This is a genomic window from Mesorhizobium sp. M0001, from assembly GCF_040324255.1.
GTDB lineage: Bacteria > Pseudomonadota > Alphaproteobacteria > Rhizobiales > Rhizobiaceae > Mesorhizobium.
On the sequence record NZ_JAMYVS010000003.1, the window covers coordinates 76,161 to 95,446 of the forward strand.

Genomic DNA, 19,286 nt, shown 5'->3' on the forward strand with positions numbered 1-19,286 from the left:
GCGCACGAGAGTGCATCCATTTCGTAAATGTGTGCCTATCCAAGCAATCGATTTCTGCAACTGTCCGATGACGAATATGAACGCGCCTGAAGGTGTGGAGGCGGAAGCCTGTTCGGGCCCTTGCGGCCGACCACGATGAATCCCTTCCAAACTGTCAGCCGGACGGTGTTGTTGACCCGCTCCATTAAATGCCGGGACCAAACATATTCGGCGGGAGCACTGATCCTGAACCAGCGAGCGGATGCAGTCGGTTGCCGGTCGGGGAGCAATATAGGGAGCTGGGTCGCCAGCCTCCGGAGACTTACGTGACAACCATTCCTTAAAGGATTCAGCTTTGAAACCCTTCCCTCTGACTTCCGCGATTTGGGGCATTGTGTTGATCAGCGGCGTGGTCAACGTGCTTGCGCTCATCTCGCCGCTGTTCATGCTTCAGGTCTATGACCGCGTTCTGGCAAGTGGCAGCGTATCCACGCTAGTGGGGCTCGTCGTGCTTGCTGCGGGGCTTTATGCGTTCCAATGCCTGCTCGACATTTTGCGCGCCCGCGTGCTGCTGCGGATTGGCGAGCGTTTCGATGGACAGTTTTCCGGACGCGTTCACGATGCGATCGTTCGCCTTCCGCTTTCAACGCGCATGCCGGGCGACGGCTTGCAGCCGCTTCGCGATCTCGACAATGTTCGCGGCTTCTTAGGTGGAAACGGTCCGACAGCGTTCTTCGATCTGCCATGGATGCTGTTTTATCTTGGCATTTGCTTCCTCCTTCATTTCTGGATCGGCATGACGGCACTTATCGGGGCGGTCGGTCTCACATCTCTGACACTCCTTGCCAACACTCTCTCGCAAGGGCCGATAAGCGATACCGTTGCCCACAACATGGCACGCAATGGTCTGCTGCAAGCAGCGCGTTGCAATGCCGAGGTCGTGCAAGCTCTCGGTCTTGGAAAGCGGATCGCTGCCCGATGGCAAAAGGCCAATGCCAAGTGTCTGGCCGCCAACCGGAAAGCTGGGGATGTGGCAGGTGGGCTGGGTGCCATTTCAAAGTCGCTGCGCGTGCTGCTGCAATCGGCCATTCTTGCCGTCGGTGCGTACCTTGTCGTCAGGGAAGAGGCTACGGCCGGGGTCATGATTGCCAGTTCGATCATGATGGGGCGTGCGCTGGCTCCGGTCGACCTCGCCATTTCAAGCTGGAAACCCTTCCTCATGGCGCGCCAGGGTTGGGCGCGGCTGGAGGACCTCTTGGAAAAGGTTCCTGAAACCGCTCCTGTTATGCTAATGCCTGCACCTGAACGCGAACTGCGCCTCGAAAGCGTGACAATCGTTCCGCCCGGTGAAAGCAAGCCGACCGTGACCGGCATTGCGTTTGCCATTCAGGCGGGAAGCGCACTCGGGGTCATCGGCCCGTCGGGCTCGGGCAAGTCGACACTCTCGCGCGCCATCGTCGGCGCATGGACGCCGGTCGCCGGGAAGGTTCGCATCGACAGCGCAAGCCTCGATCAATGGGACCGGGAAGCACTAGGCCGTCACATCGGCTATCTGCCACAAGGTGTTGAATTGTTCGATGGCACCATTGCCGAAAACATCGCTCGTTTTGAACATGATCCTGACCCTGAGGCTATTGTCGCCGCGGCGAAAGCAGCGGGCACGCACGAACTGATCCTCCGATTTGAGCACGGATACGAAACTCCGATTGGTGAGGCCGGATCGGCACTTTCCGCCGGGCAGCGTCAGCTTATCGGTCTTGCCCGGGCCCTTTATCGAGACCCTTTCCTTGTCGTGCTGGATGAACCCAATGCCCATCTCGACGCGGAAGGCGAGGCTGCAGTCGTTAATGCGATCGCCTCCGTGCGCGAGCGCAAGGGCATTGCGGTTGTCGTCGCCCATCGGCCGAGCGCCATCCGCGCCGTGGATTTGGTGTTGGTGATGGAAGGTGGACGGCAGCGATCATTCGGTGCGCGTTCCAAAGTCCTGAAGGCCATCGAGTCTACGCAGGATCACGTGGCAGAGCGCGCTGACATGGAGGATCCCGGTGTCCGGCATTCATCAGAACAATGACGTTTCGAGTCCATTCGCCGGCACCTGGTGGCGGGCCTTCTGGCGAGCGTGATCTTTGTGGGAGGAGCCGGAGCCTGGGCGACCTTCACGAATCTCTCCGGTGCGGTTGTAGCGTCCGGACACTTTGTCGTCGTTTCCTAGTGAGAAGATACAGCACCCGACTGGCGGGGTGGTGGGAGAAATCCTGGTGCGCGAAAGCCGGATCGCAGCCGATCTGGCGACGGATGAAAAACCCGGCATTTCGTACTACCTGGTGCGCCTGTCGGTTCCGATCTCGGCTCGCGCGAACGCGCTCCCTAACGTTCCATTGCTCGCAATGGGCAGTGCCGGCGCGACTCGGCAACACAGCCCCATGCCCGTTCTCCCGAGGGCGGCCCAACCAGAACGACCGGTTACAAAGTTTCCTGGACCGTTCTTTGAGTGTGAATGTTCGGGCCGATTGCCTGGGCGCGTCCCCGCCGCCTGCGAGCCCGCAACTGCTCAGCAGAAGCGCGAAGTGAACGAGAATGCATCCATTTCGTAAATGTATGCCTATCCAAGCAATCGATTTCTCAAATTGTCCGATGACGAATATGAACGCGTCAGGCAGGGGCATCACTAGGAGTATTTTCAATGGCAAAGATTATCGAAGGTGGCCCGAGTTCCGAAACACTCCTCGGCACCGAGGGTGTTGACTGGATCGAGGGTTACCAGGGCGGTGACTGGCTTGACGGTCGTGGCGGCAACGACGAGATCTCGGGTGGCGCGGGCAGTGACCGAGCCATCGGCGGCAAGGGTAACGACCGCATCTTCGGCGGAGATGGCTGGGACGATCTCTCCGGCGACAACGGCCGCTTCAACGCGCGCGTCTCCGGTGAGGACAATGACAGGCTCAGCGGCGGACCCGGCCAGGATGTCCTCTACGTGGGTGACGGCCAGGACACGTTGACCGGGGGCAGCGACAGTGACACGTTCGTGTTCCAGTTCCACAATCCGGTGCCTGGGGTTGTCGGGTCGACGTCGGACATTACCACTATCACCGATTTCAACCCGGCGGAGGACAAGTTCGCCTTCGATGCGGTGGGCCTCTACAACGATGGTTTTGGCGCGAACTTCGTCAACAACGCCAGCATACAGTCCGGCTACCCGGTGAGCAGCTTCTACAGCGGTGCGGCCTCGGGTGCGAACGGCGAACACGTCGTGGTGATCACTGGCGAATCTTTCAACTCTGCTAATGAGGCGGCGAGTGCGATCTCCGGCGAGCACGCCGGCGACATCATTGTCTACCAAAGCAGCTACACCGACAGACTCGCAACTCTGGCCTATGTCACCGCCGACGGCAGCGCGCACGAGTTCGCCCACCTGGGCGGTGTGGTCACCGTGGCAGACCTGGGCCTGACCGCGTCCGACTTCACCTTCGTTTGATCCAGAAAACCCATACGGAACCGCGCCCGCCCCGCCCCCCTGGGCGGGCGCTTTCCCGTTTCCGCTACTTGCCATGGGCCGGGGCGCCCGGGAGCAGTCAGCGTGTACAGTGACGAAGCCCTGCGCGTCGCGCTGGTCGTGCACCGAAATCTCCCTGAAGGTGTGGAGGCGGATTCGCCTGTTCGGGCCCTCGCGGCCGACCACGATGAATCCCTTCCAAACTTTCAGCCGGACGGTGTTGTTGACCCGCTCCATTAAATGCCGGGACCAAACATATTCGGCGGGAGCACTGATCCTGAACCAGGTAGCGGATGCAGTCGGTTGCCGGTCGGGGGGCAATATAGGGAGCTGGGTCGCCAGCCTCCGGAGACTTACGTGACAACCATTCCTTAAAGGATTCAGCTTTGAGACCCTTCCCTCTGACTTCCGCGATTTGGGGCATTGTGTTGATCAGCGGCGTGGTCAACGTGCTTGCGCTCATCTCGCCGCTGTTCATGCTTCAGGTCTATGACCGCGTTCTGGCAAGTGGCAGCGTATCCACGCTAGTGGGGCTCGTCGTGCTTGCTGCGGGGCTTTATGCGTTCCAATGCCTGCTCGACATTTTGCGCGCCCGCGTGCTGCTGCGGATTGGCGAGCGTTTCGATGGACAGTTTTCCGGACGCGTTCACGATGCGATCGTTCGCCTTCCGCTTTCAACGCGCATGCCGGGCGACGGCTTGCAGCCGCTTCGCGATCTCGACAATGTTCGCGGCTTCTTAGGTGGAAACGGTCCGACAGCGTTCTTTGATCTGCCATGGATGCTGTTTTATCTTGGCATTTGCTTCCTCCTTCATTTCTGGATCGGCATGACGGCACTTATCGGGGCGGTCGGTCTCACATCTCTGACACTCCTTGCCAACACTCTCTCGCAAGGGCCGATAAGCGATACCGTTGCCCACAACATGGCACGCAATGGCCTGCTGCAAGCAGCGCGATGTAATGCCGACTTGCGCCTGCAGGTGCAATCGGCCATTCTTACCGTCGGTGCGTACCTTGTCGTCAGGCAGGAGGCTACGGCCGGGGTCATGATTGTCAGTTCGATCATGATGGGGCGTGCGCTGGCTCCGGTCGATCTGGCCATTTCAAGCTGGAAACCCTTCCTCATTGCGCGCCAGAGTTGGGCGCGGCTGGAGGACCTCTTGGAAAGGGTTCCTGAAACCGCTCCTGTTGTGCCTATGCCTGCACCTGAACGCGAACTGCGCTTGGAAGGCGTGACAATCGTTCCGCCCGGCGAAAGCAAGCCGACCGTGACCGGCATTGCGTTTGCCATTCAGGCGGGAAGCGCACTCGGGGTCATCGGTCCATCGGGTTCGGGCAAGTCGACACTCTCGCGCGCCATCGTCGGCGCATGGACGCCGGTCGCCGGGAAGGTTCGCATTGACAGCGCAAGCCTCGAACAATGGGACCGGGAAGCACTAGGCCGTCATATCGGCTATCTACCACAAGGTGTTGAACTGTTCGACGGCACCATTGCCGAAAACATTGCTCGTTTTGAACATGATCCTGACCCTGAGGCTATGGTCGCCGCGGCGAAAGCAGCGGGCACGCACGAACTGATCCTCCGATTTGAGCACGGATACGAAACTCCGATTGGTGAGGTCGGATCGGCACTTTCCGCCGGGCAGCGCCAGCTTATCGGTCTTGCCCGTGCCCTTTATCGAGACCCTTTCCTTGTTGTGCTGGATGAACCCAATATCCATCTCGACGCGGAAGGCGAAGCTGCAGTCGCTAAGGCGATCGCCTCCGTGCGCGAGCGCAAGGGCATTGCGGTTGTTGTCTGCCATCAGCCGAGCGTCATCCGCGCCGTGGATTTGGTGTTGGTGATGGAAGGTGGACGGCAGCGATCATTCGGTGCGCCTTCCAAAGTCCTGAAGGCCATCGAGTCTACGCAGGATAACGTGGCAGAGCGCGCTGACATGGAGGATACCGGTGTCCGGCATTGATCAGAACAATGACGTTTCAAGCTCCATTCGCCGCCACCTGGTGGCGGGCCTTCTGGCGAGCGTGATCTTTGTGGGAGGAGCCGGAGCCTGGGCGACCTTCACGAATCTCTCCGGTGCGGTTGTAGCGACCGGACACTTTGTCGTCGTTTCGTATGTCAAGAAGGTGCAGCACCCGACTGGCGGGGTGGTGGGAGAAATCCTGGTGCGCGAAGGCGATAAAGTAAAAGCCGGCGACATCCTTATGCGGCTCGATGCCACCCAGACGCGCGCTAATCTCGCCATAGTCACCAAGCGGCTCGATGAGCTGGGCGCCTACCTGGCACGACTCGATGCTGAGCGTGACGATCTCGCGGAAATCGCCTTCCCGGACTGGCTACTCGCCCGAAGAGATGTTCCAGACGTAGCTTCGGCAATAGATAGCGAGACGTTGCTGTTCGAATTCCGCAGGCAATCCCGCGACGGGAAGCAGGCGCAATTGGCGGAACGCATTACTCAATATCACCACGAGATCGAAGGACTCAAGGCGCAGGAAATTGCCTGTGAAAAAATGATCGAGGTTCTCCAAAAGGAAATTGCTGTTCTAAGTGGGCTGCGCGAGCAAGGCATTGTCTCGGTCCAACGGTTGAACAGCCTGAAGATCCAGGTTGCCACTTTCGGTGGCGAACGCGGTGAGAAGATCGCAGATCAGGCACAGACGGCAGCCCGCATAGCCGAAACGCGCCTGCAGATCCCGCAGATCGATCAGGATTTCAAGACGGAAGTCGGCCAGGAGCTCAGAGAGGTTCAGGCGCAGGTCGGGGAGTATGTTGAGCGCAAGGTGGCGGTTGAACAGGAACTGCGGCGGATCGATGTCGTCGCGCCGCAGTCAGGCACCATTCAACAACTCGCAGTTCATACGGTCGGCGGAGTGATTACGCCCGCCGATCCGATCATGCTAATCGTGCCGGAAGGCGACGATCTTGCGCTTGAAGTACGAATCACCCCGAAGGACATCGACCAAATCCAGCTTGGTCACAAGGCCGTGCTGCGGATGTCAGCCTTCAATCTGAGAACCACGCCGATATTGAACGGATATGTCAGCCGGATCGCAGCCGATCTGGCGACGGATGAAAAAAACGGCATTTCGTACTACCTGGTGCGCCTGTCGGTTCCGCAGGCGGAACTGACGAAGCTCAAGGGCCTGACGCTCGTGCCCGGTATGCCGGCCGAAGCGATGGTCCAGACGGGCGAGCGTACGGCGCTTTCCTATTTCGTGAAGCCGCTGTCGGACCAAATCAGTCGGACATTCCGGGAGGAATGAAGTAACCCACCAGAATATATTGTTGGTATTTCTGTTGGTTGTCCGCAGGCCATGTGCGTGGTAAGATCTGAAAGCACAGACATTTCCTACTTGCCCCTGGGCACCACTTGTTTCTGTAATATTCAGCTCATGTTACACCATGTAGCAACTGAGTATCCTTGGTTTCCGACGGTTTTTACTGATGCGCGGCTGATGGACGCGACATGAAACGCGACATGAAAAACCCGCCACCAGCAGCAGCGGGCTGTTCGTTTCTCTTCTGCGGAATGAAAGTCAGTCAGTGCCGCGTGGCTGACATCGCCTCGAACATATCCCAAGCCGCATCTCGGTTTCGGTGCTTGCCGGGAATGGGGACCCAGCACTGCTTCGCAAAGATCCGAGCTTCTAGATCGTCGTCAGGATGCGTATCGGTGACAAGCGCCGCCCAGTCCCACTTCCGGGCTTCGCGGCGCATCACGTCGACCACAAACCAGCCGGAAGGCGGTCGATCACGTTCGGTCGTTCGCATGGCAGTTTCCTTCTGAACGAAAGATCATTGCCGTTCACTCAGCGGCCTGAAGTCAACGCCGACAGTCTGCAAGACGAGCAGCGCACGCGTGGCTGGCGAGGGCACCGTTTCCCATGTCGGGCTATAACTCTCGGTCATCGTAGCGGGAAATGGTAATGCGCCGCAAGAGTGTTGCAGGGCACGAGGGCTGTTTGGCGGTAGGGGTTGCGCTCGCCAGGGTAGATATCGCGCATAAGCAGCAGACGTTCGAAGAACAGCCACTCACTGTAGGCTTGCAGCAGTTCCTCCTGGGAGGGCAGAGGCGCCGGTTGCGGCGAGACATGCGCCGCGGCCGCGCCTCTTATGCCCGGAATAGAGGCGATGGCACCGAGCAGGGCGCGGGAAAATCTTCTAAGGGAAGGCAGCGGCCATAGCTTCGCCGGCCTCCAGAAGAGGGGTGTTAGGCATTTGGGTCTGCATTTGCGATAACGTTGCACTAATGGTATAAGGCTGCACGTATCGTACAGTCGCACTTTAATGTAAGGTTTAACTAAAATGACAATTTCGCCATCTCAATGCCGGGCAGCCCGGGCGCTTGTTGGATGGTCGCAGGATCAGCTGGCAGCGGCCTCCCAGGTGGCCAAGACGACCATTGCCAATTTCGAAGCTGGCAAGCGGACGCCATACGACCGCACGTTGGTCGACCTGCAGGCCGCTCTGGAGGCTGCCGGGGTTGAGCTCATTCCGCAGAATGGAGGAGGCGCCGGCGTGAGGCTCGCAAAGCCGTAGCCGGGCCGGCGCTTGCGTTCGCGCTCAACCGGCGCGAAGCTGCCTTTTGAGGAACGGGAGGGCATACGTATGGCAATCAGCTATCGGGCGACGACAACGATCCGGCTCAACACGGATGGCATATGGGGTGCTTGGATGTTGATCGTGTCTCCGCTGGTGCAGGCGATTAGCTGGTACTACTATTTTGCGAAGCCGGACTATGGATGGCTCGGCCTTATTGCCCTCACCAGCGTGACAGTGCCCTGCGGCTTCGTGCTGCTACTGATCGGCCGCGACTATGACAGTATCGTCGGCGAGACGAACTGACGCCTCGCCGATGGATCGGCGCGATGCCCAAGGACAATACGTCTGGCATGCAGCGGGGGGAGGAAGACCTAGGCTGGCGCGTCCCGATGGGCTTTGCCGCGTCGCTCTGGCTGCATTCCTGCTTGGAAGGCATTGGCCCGACTACTCGACGATCTGCCGAGATGGCCAAGGCGGCGCCATTTGCGCCCGAGAATGGATCGGCGCGGATGTGGCCTGGATCGGCCAGCTGAGCACGGAGGGGCGTTGGATCGTCATCTCTGGCGATCGACGCATTACCCGGAACAAGGTCGAATATGCTGCATTTCGAAGCTCTCGGCTCGTCGGGTTTTTTCTTTCGAAGGGCCTCTACAAGGCTCCGGTCGTCAAGCAAATGGAGCGGCTACTCGCCCTTTGGTGCCCGATCGAAAAGCAATCGGAAATTGTCGCGGGCGGCGCGATGTTCGAACTTCCAATAAAGAGCACGCGCATCGAGCAACTGAAGGTGTAGTCTAAAGGCAATCGCTACACTTTCGCTTTCCGCCAGCCCGCCCACCACGCTTCCCATTGTGAGCAGAACCAGCGCTCTCCTCGAGCTGGGTTGACGCGCGTAGCAGAGTAATATTCCTGCCCCGGCATATGGTAGATATGCTCGCCGCGCTCGTTAATGTTGCCCTTGATATCGCAGCCCGCCTCGCGGACAGCCGCGTTGCTGGCCGACGAATCGCCGCCATGGTGAACGCGCGGCAGCTCGTGCCGATCGTCGCCGACTGCAAGATAGCCCGCGGAAGTCGCCCCGAGCATCACCAGAACGGCGGCGAGACGATAGCGGAAAAGCGAGCGCCACCAAGGCCGTCGCCTCTCCAACCTCCTGGCATGAACAGAATTGCCCATGATCCCTTCCCCGAGGCGAGAATGCATCGTCTGAAGCCCGGAGTCCAGTATCAGGCCGCAGCGCTGTAGCCCGCTTCCTTGATGCGGCGCCCGAGACGCTACAGGCGCGAGACATGGTCGGCATGACCGCTTCCCTCCTGATGGTGGCGCTTGGCGCCTGGCCCTATCGCTCCCGTGAGAGTAGGCCAGGAGGTCAGGAAGCGTGGCATGTAGGACTATGGTCCGCGTTGCGGCGAACCCCACCAAGCGGAGATCGCCAATGGCCCAGAACCAAACCTTCCGAACAGCTTTCTCGGGCTGAAATCCGAGCGCTTTCTGGCGGCAGCCGAAGCGGCTGCAAAAGAGCATCGTCGGGCCGCTTCTGCGATCGATTGCGCTCAGAAGACGGAAACCCGTCAACTCCACAATACAAGTATTTGGCCCGGAACATTAGTGGTCCCTTAAGCACTTCTCCACAATCGGTACTTGTCCGGCTTGGCGCGTTTTGCTAATGAGTCCGTACAAACGGGGGTTTGGATAATGTCGAAACGCAATTTCCTGTCACCAATGGCCTTGTCGGCCACGATGATTCTCGGCGGCCAAGTTCAGGCTGCAGTCCTTGTCGAATCGGCAAATCAGCCTTCGACCAAGCTCGCTGAAGCTGGCACTGTCCCGGCGGACCTCGGCTACGGTGAGGTGCTAGACCGCTCAAATGGTACGGACGTTATCATGGCGTACCACACCAGCCATTCGAGCCATGCTAGTCACGGGTCTCACTGCTCTGGCTACAGCTATTGTTGATGGCGGACACCCCTCGCGAGAGCGAGCTCGTCCAGACTGCCCAAGTCAAGTTTGATCTGTCAGTCTTCAGCCTCGACTGTGTAAAGCGCGCAGCGTATCGGGTAACCGGCAACGCTGCGGTTGAGATCACGATCGAGGGCGGCTTCGCAGTATGCACGATCAACTTCAGCAAGGCGGCCGCGCGAACTTCGGCCGACGCAGCGGTAGAAAGACTGCGGCTAGAGGTCTTGGATCAGGACCTGCGTAGCAGCATCGCCGCCGAAACCGCCACTGTTAGAAACGCGATACTGGCGCTTGCGTTTTCCAGATCGGGCCTGCAGTCCGATGACTAAGTTTGCTCCGGCAACTGAGTTCCAACGACCGTTGGACGACACTTATCAGCTCGCGTACTTCCGTTTTTCCCAGTTGGACGACGAGCGGTATGTGCTGACCAACCAAGCGGGCGAATATCTGGTATTGCCGCGCGCCGTGCTGGCTTCGTTCATCAGGCACGAGCTTCCCAGCACACACCCCGCCTACTCCCGCCTGCGCAGCAGGCAGTTCCTCTTTGATGCATCCTCCAATATCGGCAAGGAGCTGCTGGCGCTGAAGGTTCGGACCAAGGCAAGAAGGCTTGAGAACTTCACCTCCCTTCACATCATGGTCGTGTCTTTGCGGTGCGAGCACTCCTGCCCCTACTGTCAGGTATCTCGCCAAAGCGAAGATCGTTCAGCCTTCGATATGTCAGAGGAGACTGCCGAGAAGGCGTTGGCGCTCATTTTCCAGTCTCCAAGTCCGGCTATCAAGATCGAGTTCCAAGGCGGCGAGCCGCTTCTGAATTTCCCGTTGATCCAACACGTCGTGCATCGGGCTGAAGCGATCAACAAGGTCGCCGGGCGGTCGCTGCAATTCGTCATCACGACGAATCTCGCCGTCATCACCGACGAAATCTTGGAATTCTGTCGCGAGCACAGGATTCTAATTTCAACGTCGCTCGACGGACAGGCCACTCTTCACAATGCGAATCGACCGCGCCCGGGAAAGAACAGCTACGAATTGGCTGTGGCAGGTATCCACAAGGCCAGACTGGCTCTCGGCCATGAACGCGTCAGCGCACTTATGACAACGACCAAAGCCAGTCTTCCACTGGCGCGCGAGATCATTGACGAATACGTGCGGCTAGATTTCCCCGGAATATTCCTTCGGCCGCTTTCCCCTTACGGCTTCGCGGTCAAGACGAAATCCTACGCAGCCTATGACGTGGACCGCTGGCTCGATTTCTACTTCGACGGGCTGAATTACATCCTGGAACTGAACCGTAACGGCATTCCTTTCAAGGAGTTTTACGCGGCCACCATCCTTACAAAGATGCTCACGCCTTTCGAGCCAGGATATGTGGATCTTATGAGCCCGGCAGGCATCGGTATCTCCGCCGTTGTCTATAACTATGACGCCAGCGTCTACGCGTCCGACGAAGCACGAATGTTGGCCGAAATGGGCGACAAGACATTTCTGCTCGGGAATGTCCACGAAAACACCTATGGCGAGATTTTCGGGTCCGACGCTCTCCTCGATCCTATCGAGCAATCTTTTGCAGGCTCCGTACCGATGTGCGCCGACTGCGCTTACGAGCCGTTCTGTGGCTCCGATCCAGTATTCCATACCGCAACGCAGGGCGACTTTGTTGGCCTCAAAACGCGGTCGGGATTCTGCAATCGCAATATGTCGATCTTCAAGAGGCTGATCGACCTTATGGAGAGGGACGTTACCGCCCGAGAACTCTTTCTAAGTTGGGCGAATTAGGATGTTGCGACTGAGTGGCTTCGCTGCGTCAGCAAGCGTCGGTGATTTCTCACAGCGAGTGGCACTTAGGCTCGTGACGGGCCAAGCTGACCAAGCGCCTAACCGAGAACATGATGCGTATCTTTTCAAGGGGCAGACGTTTCATCCTGAATGCCAGTGGGTTGTCACCTTTGAGGAGCATCGGCCGGAAGCTGAGCGACTGTTTTCAGACCGACGACTAGTCGTTCTGCCCCACGAGTTCGACTACCTTAGCGAAGGAGACGTCATCCGCTTTGTGCCGGATCGGAAGGCAGTGCGTGTCCTGTTCAGAAAGGATGCCAACGCGAACTATTTCCTCGTAACGGAGCGGTGCAACCACCTGTGTTTGATGTGCTCCCAGCCACCCAAAGACGTTGATGATCGCTGGTTGGCGAGGGAGATTTTGGATGTGCTGCCCCTGCTGCCCGTAACGACCCCGTTTCTCGGGATCACTGGCGGTGAGCCAACGCTGGTGGGTGAGGACTTTTTTGACATTTTGTCATCAGCTCGTGACCACCTTCCGTCTACGCCGGTTCATATTCTTTCCAATGGCCGGACATTCAAGGATCGGCAATTCGCAGAGCGCTATCAAGGGATTGGACATCCTAGTCTTTCGGTCGGCATACCGATCTATTCCGCCGACCCGGAAGTTCACGACTACGTGGTTCAGTCCAAAGGCGCCTTCGATGAGACCGTCCGCGGGATCATGAACCTGAAGGCCGTCGGGGCTGAGGTTGAGATACGAGTTGTCGTTCACAAGCAGACCTATGAAGGTCTCGTCGACCTGTCAGATTTCATTTTTAGAAACCTCACCTTCGTAGACCACGTGACGTTTATGGGACTGGAGATCACTGGCTTCACAAGGGCAAATATGGATAAGCTCTGGATGGACCCGTACGACTATCGAAGTGAGTTGCGGGCGGCTGTGCAATATCTGGCTGCGGCTAGGATCAATGTTTCAGTCTACAATCACCAGCTCTGTCTTCTTGATGGCTCTATCCACAAGTATGCAAAGCGATCGATTAGTGACTGGAAAAATGCGTACATGAACGAGTGCACAAGCTGCTCCAAGCGCGCCGAATGTGGTGGCTTCTTTTCATCTAGCCACCTTGCACGAAGCTCCCATATCTCGGCGTTTCAAACAAAATAGAACATCAGATTGGTTGACAATTACCAAAGCCGTTCGCCCGGTGGGATAACCTAGCCTAAATCTTAGAAATACAATCTGTGCGCTGCTGACTCGGATAGCGATTGGAGAGAATATGACCTTCGATTTTAAAAATGCGTCCAAGGCGGAGCTTCGAATTGAGTATAAACGTATCGCCGATGAAATCGGCGACGATCAATTTTTTACAAAGAAAGAGCTAAATCACCTTCCGGAGATTCTTTCAGACGGTGAGCAGGTATTGGCATTCACTTCTGGGCTCATGGACGGCGACACGTGGCTCATCACCCTGACAGACCGACGTATCATCTTTCTCGACAAAGGAATGATCTACGGCCTGAAGCAGGCCAGCATAGGCCTTGACAAGGTAAATGCTGTTAGCGGCAAAACGGGGCTCATCTTTGGTTCGATCACCATCGAAGACGGAGCTTCGCAGCGGCACATCAGCAACGTTTGGAAGAAGACTGTTGTCAAATTCGTCAATAAGGTTAGGGATGCACTGGAGCAGAGAAGGCAGCCAGCTCCAGTCTACAATCAACCGCAGGGTACCGACGTGGTGTCAATGCTTGAGCGTCTCGGCGCTTTGAAGGCGAACGGAATCATCACAGATCAAGAATTCGAACAGCAAAAAAGAAAAATACTGGCGGGATAATGGAATTTATAGGGGTCGTTGTCGGGATTATACTCTTCGTCTCTATTTATTTTTGCGTCGGCATTACCCTGCGCTTCATTTGGGAGTGGTGGATACTCGTTATGTCGACCCCATCGCTTTTTGCGGCAGCTCTGCTGTACGGGTGGATTGGTGCACTTGTATCCATAAGCCTTTGGGCCTGGACGCTTACCTTGAATAACTCATGGCACTCGAGTGCGGTATATTTCAGAGGCGCAGATTGGCTTGATAGGCGGTTTAATTTCAAGGATACCTAGCCGCTGCGGTTCCTTGCGCCCAGAGCCGTTATGACTGTTGGCGGGGCTTTAGTTTTTTTGTCGAGGAAATTCAATGAAAGTAAACGTCATCGGATTGACGGCAGCATTTCTACTCGGCTGCACCGCTTCCGCATACGCTGATTGCTTGGGTGAAAGCGACTACAGGGTCTGCACAGATTCCTATTCCGGTACGAATGGGGATCAACATGTGAGATCGTACGATACCGAAGGGAATAACTATTCGATTGACACCGAAACTCTTCGCTTACCGAACGGAGGCCAAGAGGTCACCAGTAGCGATAGCGAAGGAAACTCCTACTCCATTCGCTCCTGGACAGACAGAACCGGAACTCATTCCGTGGACACTGAAGGCAACGAATGCACCATCACGCCATCAGGTACGATGATTGGATGCGGGGAATAGGTGCGATGCGATGAAGAAGTTCGGCGTCTTTGGCTGCACTGGTTGCGTAGCCGCCATTATCATAGCGTGGCTGCTCGGTGTGCGCATATTGGTAGTTCAACCGATCGGAGCCATTCCTGAGGGTGTAACTGCCATAGTATATGGGGTTCCAGATCTGCATCTCGTTGACAGTCCGGATGCCATCTGCCAACGAACCCAAGGGGGCGTCAGTCTCCTATGTAGAGGAATGACAGCTGCGGCAATTGCCAACCACGGCAAGATCCTTGCTCGGCTACCCTACAGCGAGATGCTTTTTCGTCTTAGCGGCGCTCCCGTTCTTGACCGGTAAGCCGGACGGCTTTCGATTTGCGCATATGTTGTTGTTGCACATCAGGGTATACCTGGAAGTGACACCAAAGCGTCGGGTTCAGCAGGGTTGCGCTGGGCAGCCCGGTCAGCGTCCGACACTTGCGGACGCTCCGTTATAAGACATTCCCTCTTCCTCTCGGGGGCGCGCGCGCCACTGTTCGACCCGCTCGTCGACCCATCCTACGGATGGAGGCCAGGACTTCGACTTGCTGGCCGTTTATGGACCGGCCGCTGGGTTGCTTTTCGGCATCGGCACACCAAGAAGCTTTGGACGCCTACGAGGTAGTGGCAGCTCGCTGAAGCGCCTAGCTCGCCTAATCACTTCGGATAAGATCGTCGTAAAGCGAGAGATATACGAAGCTCCGCCAAACGGGGGGTGCGGCTCGCAGCAGCAACAAATTTGCATCAGGCTTCACGGAAGCTCTTGAAAAGATTGCCGGGCGCAAAGACCATACCCCGCCGTGGGACATGGCCGGTGCAGTTGGGGGGTGCTTGTGAGGCCCCACTCTGCCTAAGATATAGGCATATTAGCAAACGAGCAAATTATCTCGCAATGCCACCTTGAAGGCTCAACCGCGAAGCCAACTTAATTCCGAGAGAGCGGACGGAACTGGTGAGCGCTTTGTCGAACCCCGGAAGCAGTGAGCATCTTTGGGCTTCGGACCTTGCCGACCTGCGCAAGGAGTTTGGAAAGTTTCGTCAAGAGCGCGGGACAACGCCCCTTGAGTGGGACGAGCACACCAAGCTGTTCCTTGAAGAACGACGGGAACGCCGCCGGGAACCGGATTTGTCCGAGCCGTTGGGGAATGGCTAGGCTAGCGTCGCGATCATCATTCACCTTCCGACGTGGGGGTCTTGTTGTCAGCCCTTCGAACGCATGCACACACCCCCCCGGAACTTTTGCCGGGTCGCCGTGTTCGTTGGTGATGACGAAAATTGTTGACCTTGGACCGCCTAAGCCCGGCAAGCCACATGACGCTGACTGGCCGGAGCATTTCCATGCGTGCCCCATCTGCGGCCAGCAGGTCGACCGCCACGACTTCCGGCAGGTGATGTGACACGAGCAGCCCGATCACGAGCCGCTCGATCTCAACCAATAAAAAGCCTGCCGCCCTTCCGGCCGCGCGGGCGGACGACAGAGACGTCACACCGCAAGCCTCACCAGCAATGGAACAATCGGCCATCACCGTCGCGGCCCTGAGGGTACCCAGCCGCAGGAGGGTCCTAAAGCCGCACAACCTTGTCGAGATGCAGGCGTATCCGCTGGCCTTCCGCGAAGGCCAGTGCGAACGATTCCAGGGCGAATGAGCGTGAAATTTCCTGGTCAGTTTCAATGACGCGGACGACCCATTCGCCACTGGCTCCGACCACTTCCACGCAAGGCGCGGCCTTGCAGATTGGCACCACGTTGCCCATCACGTCCTCCCTACGAAAAGCAATGGCGAGTCGACTTAAAACCGTCGTAGCCGGTAGATCTATAACAAATTGCTTGTTCGGATCGGACGAACCAACCTGGATGGGCAATACGACCGGGGGCTAATGCCACTTCGGTCAGGCGAACCCTCCGGGGAACCTCCCGTGAGATAGCCTCTGCTTCAGGTCGTTGGCATTCAGGATGGCGGCCAGCTCTTCGGCATACTCCATGTCGGGAAGGTCGACAGATGGGTGGCCCGCTACAATAGCCGGCAGCCCGGTGAACACGTCGAATACCGTCCACGTCCCATCCGGTTCCTGCCTTTCGTCGTACCGCAGAGTTGCCATGAGGGGATCATATAGTCACCCTTAGGTGTTGGGAATATTTGGTCCACGGAGGCTCGCGATGCGGAGCGCTGAGTTCGCCGCTTTGAAGATTGCCAATCTCGTCGACAGAGATCAGGCCGCTCAATCTGCGATCGAACTTTATGGGATGGAAGCACCGACCGCCGTGGCGCACTGCGCTTTGGAGGCGCATTTCGACGGTCGACCAGATGACTACCGCTTTTGGTGCGATGTCTTTCCCAACTGAGAAAACCAAACTGACGGAACTTTGCCGCAGCATCTTGTTCGGTCGCGCATGGCTAGAATAGCCGACCTTGGACCGCCTATCCCCGGCAAGCCACACCAACCGCAGGACGGTGACTATCGATTTCACGCATGCCCGATCTGCGGTCAGCAGGTCGACAAACGCGATTTCCGCCAGGTGATGTGGCACGAGCAACCAGATCACGATCCGCTTGAACTGGATCAGTGAGGCAGGAACAACTTGGCAGCCTTCAGGGCCACGTCACACTAGGAAGGAAAGGCCGGACCCTTTGCCGCCGGCCGGTGAACCTTGTGGTTCCAAATTCGTCCTCGACCTTCGCAGTGGCTGCATCGCCCGTAATGTCGAGCGATGCGACTGCCCAGTTGGGGCTGGTGTTCGGCGGCAAGGCCGCACTCATCACCTCGCCGACATAGGCATCGACACTCAGCCATGGAGCTCGAAGAGATCGCGGCTATCTACCCGTTCTATCAGCAAACCGGGTATGGGCGGAAAGTGGGCGTAGGCCGACCATGTGGTTGTCGACGCCGAGATGCGCAGTGCTGGTATCGGCGCCAAACTGATGGGGCGGATCGAGAAGGAAGCAGCGCGTTTCGGCTGCGACATCACCCGCATCTCGATACGAGCGCACACACAAATTCTACAGCCTAAACGGTTAGGCCGATGATGCGCTCGTTCTGGTCAGCCACTGAGTGCGTGGGCCGAGGCAGAGTTCCCACAATATGCTGCGCACAAAGTAGCGACAGAGCGGGCCTAGAAGCGACATAGCGCCGGGTGTGAACGCGAACGCAGCCGGCGCCCGAATGCGTTCAGCGAGCGCCGTCGCGTCCACCTTGCCTTTCTTTGACGGCCCTGTGTTCAGCTTCCCACGGCAACGCGTGGAAGTCGGGCTGGTGCCCCGCTTCACGGTAGCCAGCCTGAGTGAGTAACTTGCTTTGTCCCGCTCCACAACGCAAACAAACGGCGGATTCCCCAAGCACCTATAAACGCCTACAGCTTTTTCCATGCGACAGGTGTGCTGCGGGTGCTCGAAGATGTCGTCCTTCATTGCGATGACAGAACAGGGAGCGAGGACAACTCTTTTTTTGATTGCAGAGAGAGTCTGGGCGGGCTTCTTAGCGCGTCGATTCGCTTCGAGGCCTCGGCTTTGCTTAGATCTTCGGCGTAGCTTCTGTCGTCGCCCGCCTGCTCACATCTGGTGTGGTCACTGCGCTCGGCTACGGCACCACGGGGCTTTCTATAGGTCAGCGGGTGTTCGGCCTCGCGGACTGGCATCGCGACGGCACCCTCGCCGAGTATGTTGCCATGGAGGCCCGTAACCTCGCGCCGCTGCCCGGCGATGTCGACTTTACGGTGGGCGCTAGCCTGCCGATCTCCGGCCTAACTGCATGGCAGGGGCTGTTCCAGCATGGCCGCATCAAGGCCGGGCAGAGCGTTCTCGCGCATGGCGCTGCCGGTGCCGTCGGTTCGATGGTGGCGCAGCTTGCCAGGGAGGCTGGAGCCTATGTGATCGGCACCGGGCGGGCCGCCGACCGCCAGAAAGCGCTCGACTTCGGTGCAAATGAATTCCTCGACCTCGCAAAAGACACGCTTGAAGATGTAGGCGGCGTCGATCTGGTGTTCGATGTCATCGGCGGCGATTTCCAGAAGCGATCCGCAACGCTCGTCCGGGCCGGAGGTATCCTTGTCACAGTCGTTGGACCAACGGACATTCGACCTGCCGATGGCCTGACCGTTGACTTCGTCGTCGAGGCTGATCGCCCCCAGCTTTCTGAGATAGTGCAGCGGATCCGCGATGGACGACTGCGGACGAACATTGGCAAGGTTTCGAGCTTGGATGATGCCATCGGCACCTTCAACTCAACGGACCGACGTGCAGGAAAGACGGTTATCCGCGTTCGTCCGTGAGAATTTGGGGAGGCGGGTCCTCTCTCCTTATGGCCGCGTCGGCAGCTGACACGGTGAGGTGCAAATCAGCGCCTTCGAGGGATTTAGCCATCGTAGGGCGGTGTTTGCGGGAACCTGCTTTGTACGTTTCCGACTCTTGCCTTTTTCGGAAAGTGACCCACAGAATAGCTGATGAGGTTCTATCTCTCTGGGAGGATGGGATGGACATTCAAGCACCTGTTCGGCCTACGCAGCAAACGGCCAAGGAGCTGGTCCGCGAGGTCCTGTTGGGCTCTCAACCCGGCGACATTATTTCCGTCAAAGCGACCATTGTAGCGGTCCGTGAGCGCGGCGGCGATCTTCTCGAAACTGACTGCCAGTTAGTCGAAATGATCGTCAAATCAGCCTCCGTTTGCGGACTGTTCATCGCCTTTGACGTTCGAGAGGCGTGATGCCCCACCGTTGGTTCAACCCTCCAGTTTATGTGAAGACTGAGCGCCCGGGGCTTCTCCTTGGTGTCAACCGGGTTGATGCCGCCGCCGAGGAGCTCCTAAAGTGGTCCAATCGTGGCCCCAAGTGGCGGCTGGCGGCCGAGGCTTGCCTATCTGCGATGGATGGCAAAATGCCGGGTAATGACTTCCGGCTGCTGTTCGAAGCCGCGGCTGATGAAGAGGAGATGCTGCTGCCGGATTAACAACGCTATACGACGAGACCATTCGGGTCTGTTCGCGTTGCGAATTCACCGGC

Annotated in this window: 20 protein-coding genes and 3 pseudogenes; 17 read left to right on the forward strand and 6 right to left on the reverse strand. The window is 57.9% G+C overall.

What is annotated here, in order from left to right; genetic code table 11:
• Positions 1–334 precede the first annotated feature (334 nt).
• The 5 genes and pseudogenes from NKK50_RS10210 to NKK50_RS10230 all read left to right on the forward strand — a co-directional run bounded on the left by NKK50_RS10210 (position 335) and on the right by NKK50_RS10230 (position 6,736).
• A complete protein-coding gene (locus tag NKK50_RS10210) occupies positions 335–2,050 on the forward strand; it encodes a type I secretion system permease/ATPase (RefSeq protein WP_352543340.1) in 1,716 nt (571 codons plus the stop codon).
• A pseudogene (locus NKK50_RS10215) lies at positions 2,025–2,272 on the forward strand (HlyD family type I secretion periplasmic adaptor subunit); the annotation flags it as partial. The gene NKK50_RS10210 and the pseudogene NKK50_RS10215, both read left to right, overlap by 26 nt.
• 390 nt (positions 2,273–2,662) lie before the next feature.
• Entirely contained in the window at positions 2,663–3,454 is a 792-nt protein-coding gene (locus NKK50_RS10220) for a calcium-binding protein (RefSeq protein ID WP_023690711.1), read from the forward strand.
• A gap of 446 nt (positions 3,455–3,900) precedes the next feature.
• Entirely contained in the window at positions 3,901–5,436 is a 1,536-nt protein-coding gene (locus NKK50_RS10225; RefSeq protein WP_502902399.1) for a type I secretion system permease/ATPase, read from the forward strand.
• Positions 5,423–6,736, forward strand: a complete 1,314-nt coding sequence (locus NKK50_RS10230) for an HlyD family type I secretion periplasmic adaptor subunit (RefSeq protein WP_352543341.1) — start codon at positions 5,423–5,425, stop codon at positions 6,734–6,736. The genes NKK50_RS10225 and NKK50_RS10230 overlap by 14 nt, the downstream gene beginning before the upstream one ends.
• A 277-nt stretch (positions 6,737–7,013) precedes the next feature.
• On the opposite strand, the gene NKK50_RS10235 is transcribed toward NKK50_RS10230, so the two are convergent.
• Positions 7,014–7,244 carry a hypothetical protein gene (locus NKK50_RS10235; protein WP_031202508.1) on the reverse strand — a complete coding sequence of 77 codons (231 nt, stop codon included), beginning with the start codon at positions 7,242–7,244 and terminating at the stop codon, positions 7,014–7,016.
• 534 nt (positions 7,245–7,778) lie between these two features.
• Between NKK50_RS10235 and NKK50_RS10240 the strand changes: the two are divergent.
• From NKK50_RS10240 to NKK50_RS10250, 3 genes and pseudogenes are all read left to right on the forward strand, one after another.
• Positions 7,779–8,006: pseudogene (locus tag NKK50_RS10240) on the forward strand (helix-turn-helix domain-containing protein); the annotation flags it as partial.
• 75 nt (positions 8,007–8,081) lie between these two features.
• Entirely contained in the window at positions 8,082–8,318 is a 237-nt protein-coding gene (locus NKK50_RS10245; protein WP_023687371.1) for a hypothetical protein, read from the forward strand.
• 10 nt (positions 8,319–8,328) lie between these two features.
• Positions 8,329–8,805 carry a PIN-like domain-containing protein gene (locus NKK50_RS10250; RefSeq protein ID WP_023687372.1) on the forward strand — a complete coding sequence of 159 codons (477 nt, stop codon included), beginning with the start codon at positions 8,329–8,331 and terminating at the stop codon, positions 8,803–8,805.
• A gap of 14 nt (positions 8,806–8,819) precedes the next feature.
• Here NKK50_RS10250 and NKK50_RS10255 read toward each other — a convergent pair whose 3' ends face one another.
• Positions 8,820–9,188, reverse strand: coding sequence for a sunset domain-containing protein (locus NKK50_RS10255; RefSeq protein WP_084566736.1), 369 nt, complete (start codon positions 9,186–9,188; stop codon positions 8,820–8,822).
• Positions 9,189–9,967: 779 nt separating this feature from the next.
• Here NKK50_RS10255 and hxsD point away from each other — a divergent pair.
• From hxsD to NKK50_RS10275, 4 genes are all read left to right on the forward strand, one after another.
• Positions 9,968–10,300: a His-Xaa-Ser system protein HxsD gene (gene hxsD, locus NKK50_RS10260; protein WP_023672253.1), complete on the forward strand. Its 333-nt coding sequence runs from the start codon at positions 9,968–9,970 to the stop codon at positions 10,298–10,300.
• 31 nt (positions 10,301–10,331) lie between these two features.
• Positions 10,332–11,750, forward strand: a complete 1,419-nt coding sequence (gene hxsB, locus NKK50_RS10265) for a His-Xaa-Ser system radical SAM maturase HxsB (RefSeq protein ID WP_198025817.1) — start codon at positions 10,332–10,334, stop codon at positions 11,748–11,750.
• Position 11,751: 1 nt separating this feature from the next.
• Positions 11,752–12,918, forward strand: a complete 1,167-nt coding sequence (gene hxsC, locus NKK50_RS10270; RefSeq protein ID WP_352543342.1) for a His-Xaa-Ser system radical SAM maturase HxsC — start codon at positions 11,752–11,754, stop codon at positions 12,916–12,918.
• A 112-nt stretch (positions 12,919–13,030) separates the two neighbouring features.
• Entirely contained in the window at positions 13,031–13,585 is a 555-nt protein-coding gene (locus NKK50_RS10275) for a PH domain-containing protein (RefSeq protein ID WP_023672256.1), read from the forward strand.
• Positions 13,586–14,246: 661 nt separating this feature from the next.
• On the opposite strand, the gene NKK50_RS10280 is transcribed toward NKK50_RS10275, so the two are convergent.
• The 3 genes from NKK50_RS10280 to NKK50_RS10290 form a co-directional block, all read right to left on the reverse strand.
• A complete protein-coding gene (locus NKK50_RS10280) occupies positions 14,247–14,483 on the reverse strand; it encodes a hypothetical protein (protein ID WP_031202511.1) in 237 nt (78 codons plus the stop codon).
• 1,373 nt (positions 14,484–15,856) lie between these two features.
• The gene (locus NKK50_RS10285) at positions 15,857–16,048 is read right to left on the reverse strand and encodes a hypothetical protein (protein ID WP_031202512.1); all 192 of its coding nucleotides are present in this window, start codon (positions 16,046–16,048) and stop codon (positions 15,857–15,859) included.
• 135 nt (positions 16,049–16,183) lie between these two features.
• The gene (locus tag NKK50_RS10290; RefSeq protein ID WP_023672260.1) at positions 16,184–16,393 is read right to left on the reverse strand and encodes a hypothetical protein; all 210 of its coding nucleotides are present in this window, start codon (positions 16,391–16,393) and stop codon (positions 16,184–16,186) included.
• 58 nt (positions 16,394–16,451) lie between these two features.
• Here NKK50_RS10290 and NKK50_RS10295 point away from each other — a divergent pair, with 58 nt between their 5' ends.
• Together NKK50_RS10295 and NKK50_RS10300 are read left to right on the forward strand one after the other, a co-directional pair.
• On the forward strand, positions 16,452–16,637 hold the full coding sequence (locus tag NKK50_RS10295) for a Y4oE-related protein (protein ID WP_023687381.1): 186 nt from the start codon (positions 16,452–16,454) through the stop codon (positions 16,635–16,637).
• Positions 16,638–17,166: 529 nt separating this feature from the next.
• Positions 17,167–17,319: a GNAT family N-acetyltransferase gene (locus NKK50_RS10300; protein WP_352496840.1), complete on the forward strand. Its 153-nt coding sequence runs from the start codon at positions 17,167–17,169 to the stop codon at positions 17,317–17,319.
• A 377-nt stretch (positions 17,320–17,696) separates the two neighbouring features.
• Here the strand turns inward: NKK50_RS10300 and NKK50_RS10305 are convergent, their stop codons facing one another.
• Positions 17,697–17,927 (reverse strand): DUF3072 domain-containing protein, encoded by a 231-nt coding sequence (locus tag NKK50_RS10305; protein WP_156935977.1) that lies wholly within the window; start codon positions 17,925–17,927, stop codon positions 17,697–17,699.
• Between NKK50_RS10305 and NKK50_RS10310 the strand changes: the two are divergent.
• The 3 genes and pseudogenes from NKK50_RS10310 to NKK50_RS10320 all read left to right on the forward strand — a co-directional run.
• A pseudogene (locus tag NKK50_RS10310) lies at positions 17,850–18,560 on the forward strand (NADP-dependent oxidoreductase); the annotation flags it as partial. The gene NKK50_RS10305 and the pseudogene NKK50_RS10310 overlap by 78 nt on opposite strands.
• 200 nt (positions 18,561–18,760) lie before the next feature.
• Positions 18,761–18,991 (forward strand): hypothetical protein, encoded by a 231-nt coding sequence (locus NKK50_RS10315; RefSeq protein ID WP_023687382.1) that lies wholly within the window; start codon positions 18,761–18,763, stop codon positions 18,989–18,991.
• Complete coding sequence (locus NKK50_RS10320; RefSeq protein WP_023687383.1) at positions 18,991–19,233, forward strand: DUF982 domain-containing protein; 243 nt, start codon at positions 18,991–18,993, stop codon at positions 19,231–19,233. Before NKK50_RS10315 ends, NKK50_RS10320 begins: the two co-directional genes overlap by 1 nt.
• Positions 19,234–19,286 lie beyond the last annotated feature (53 nt).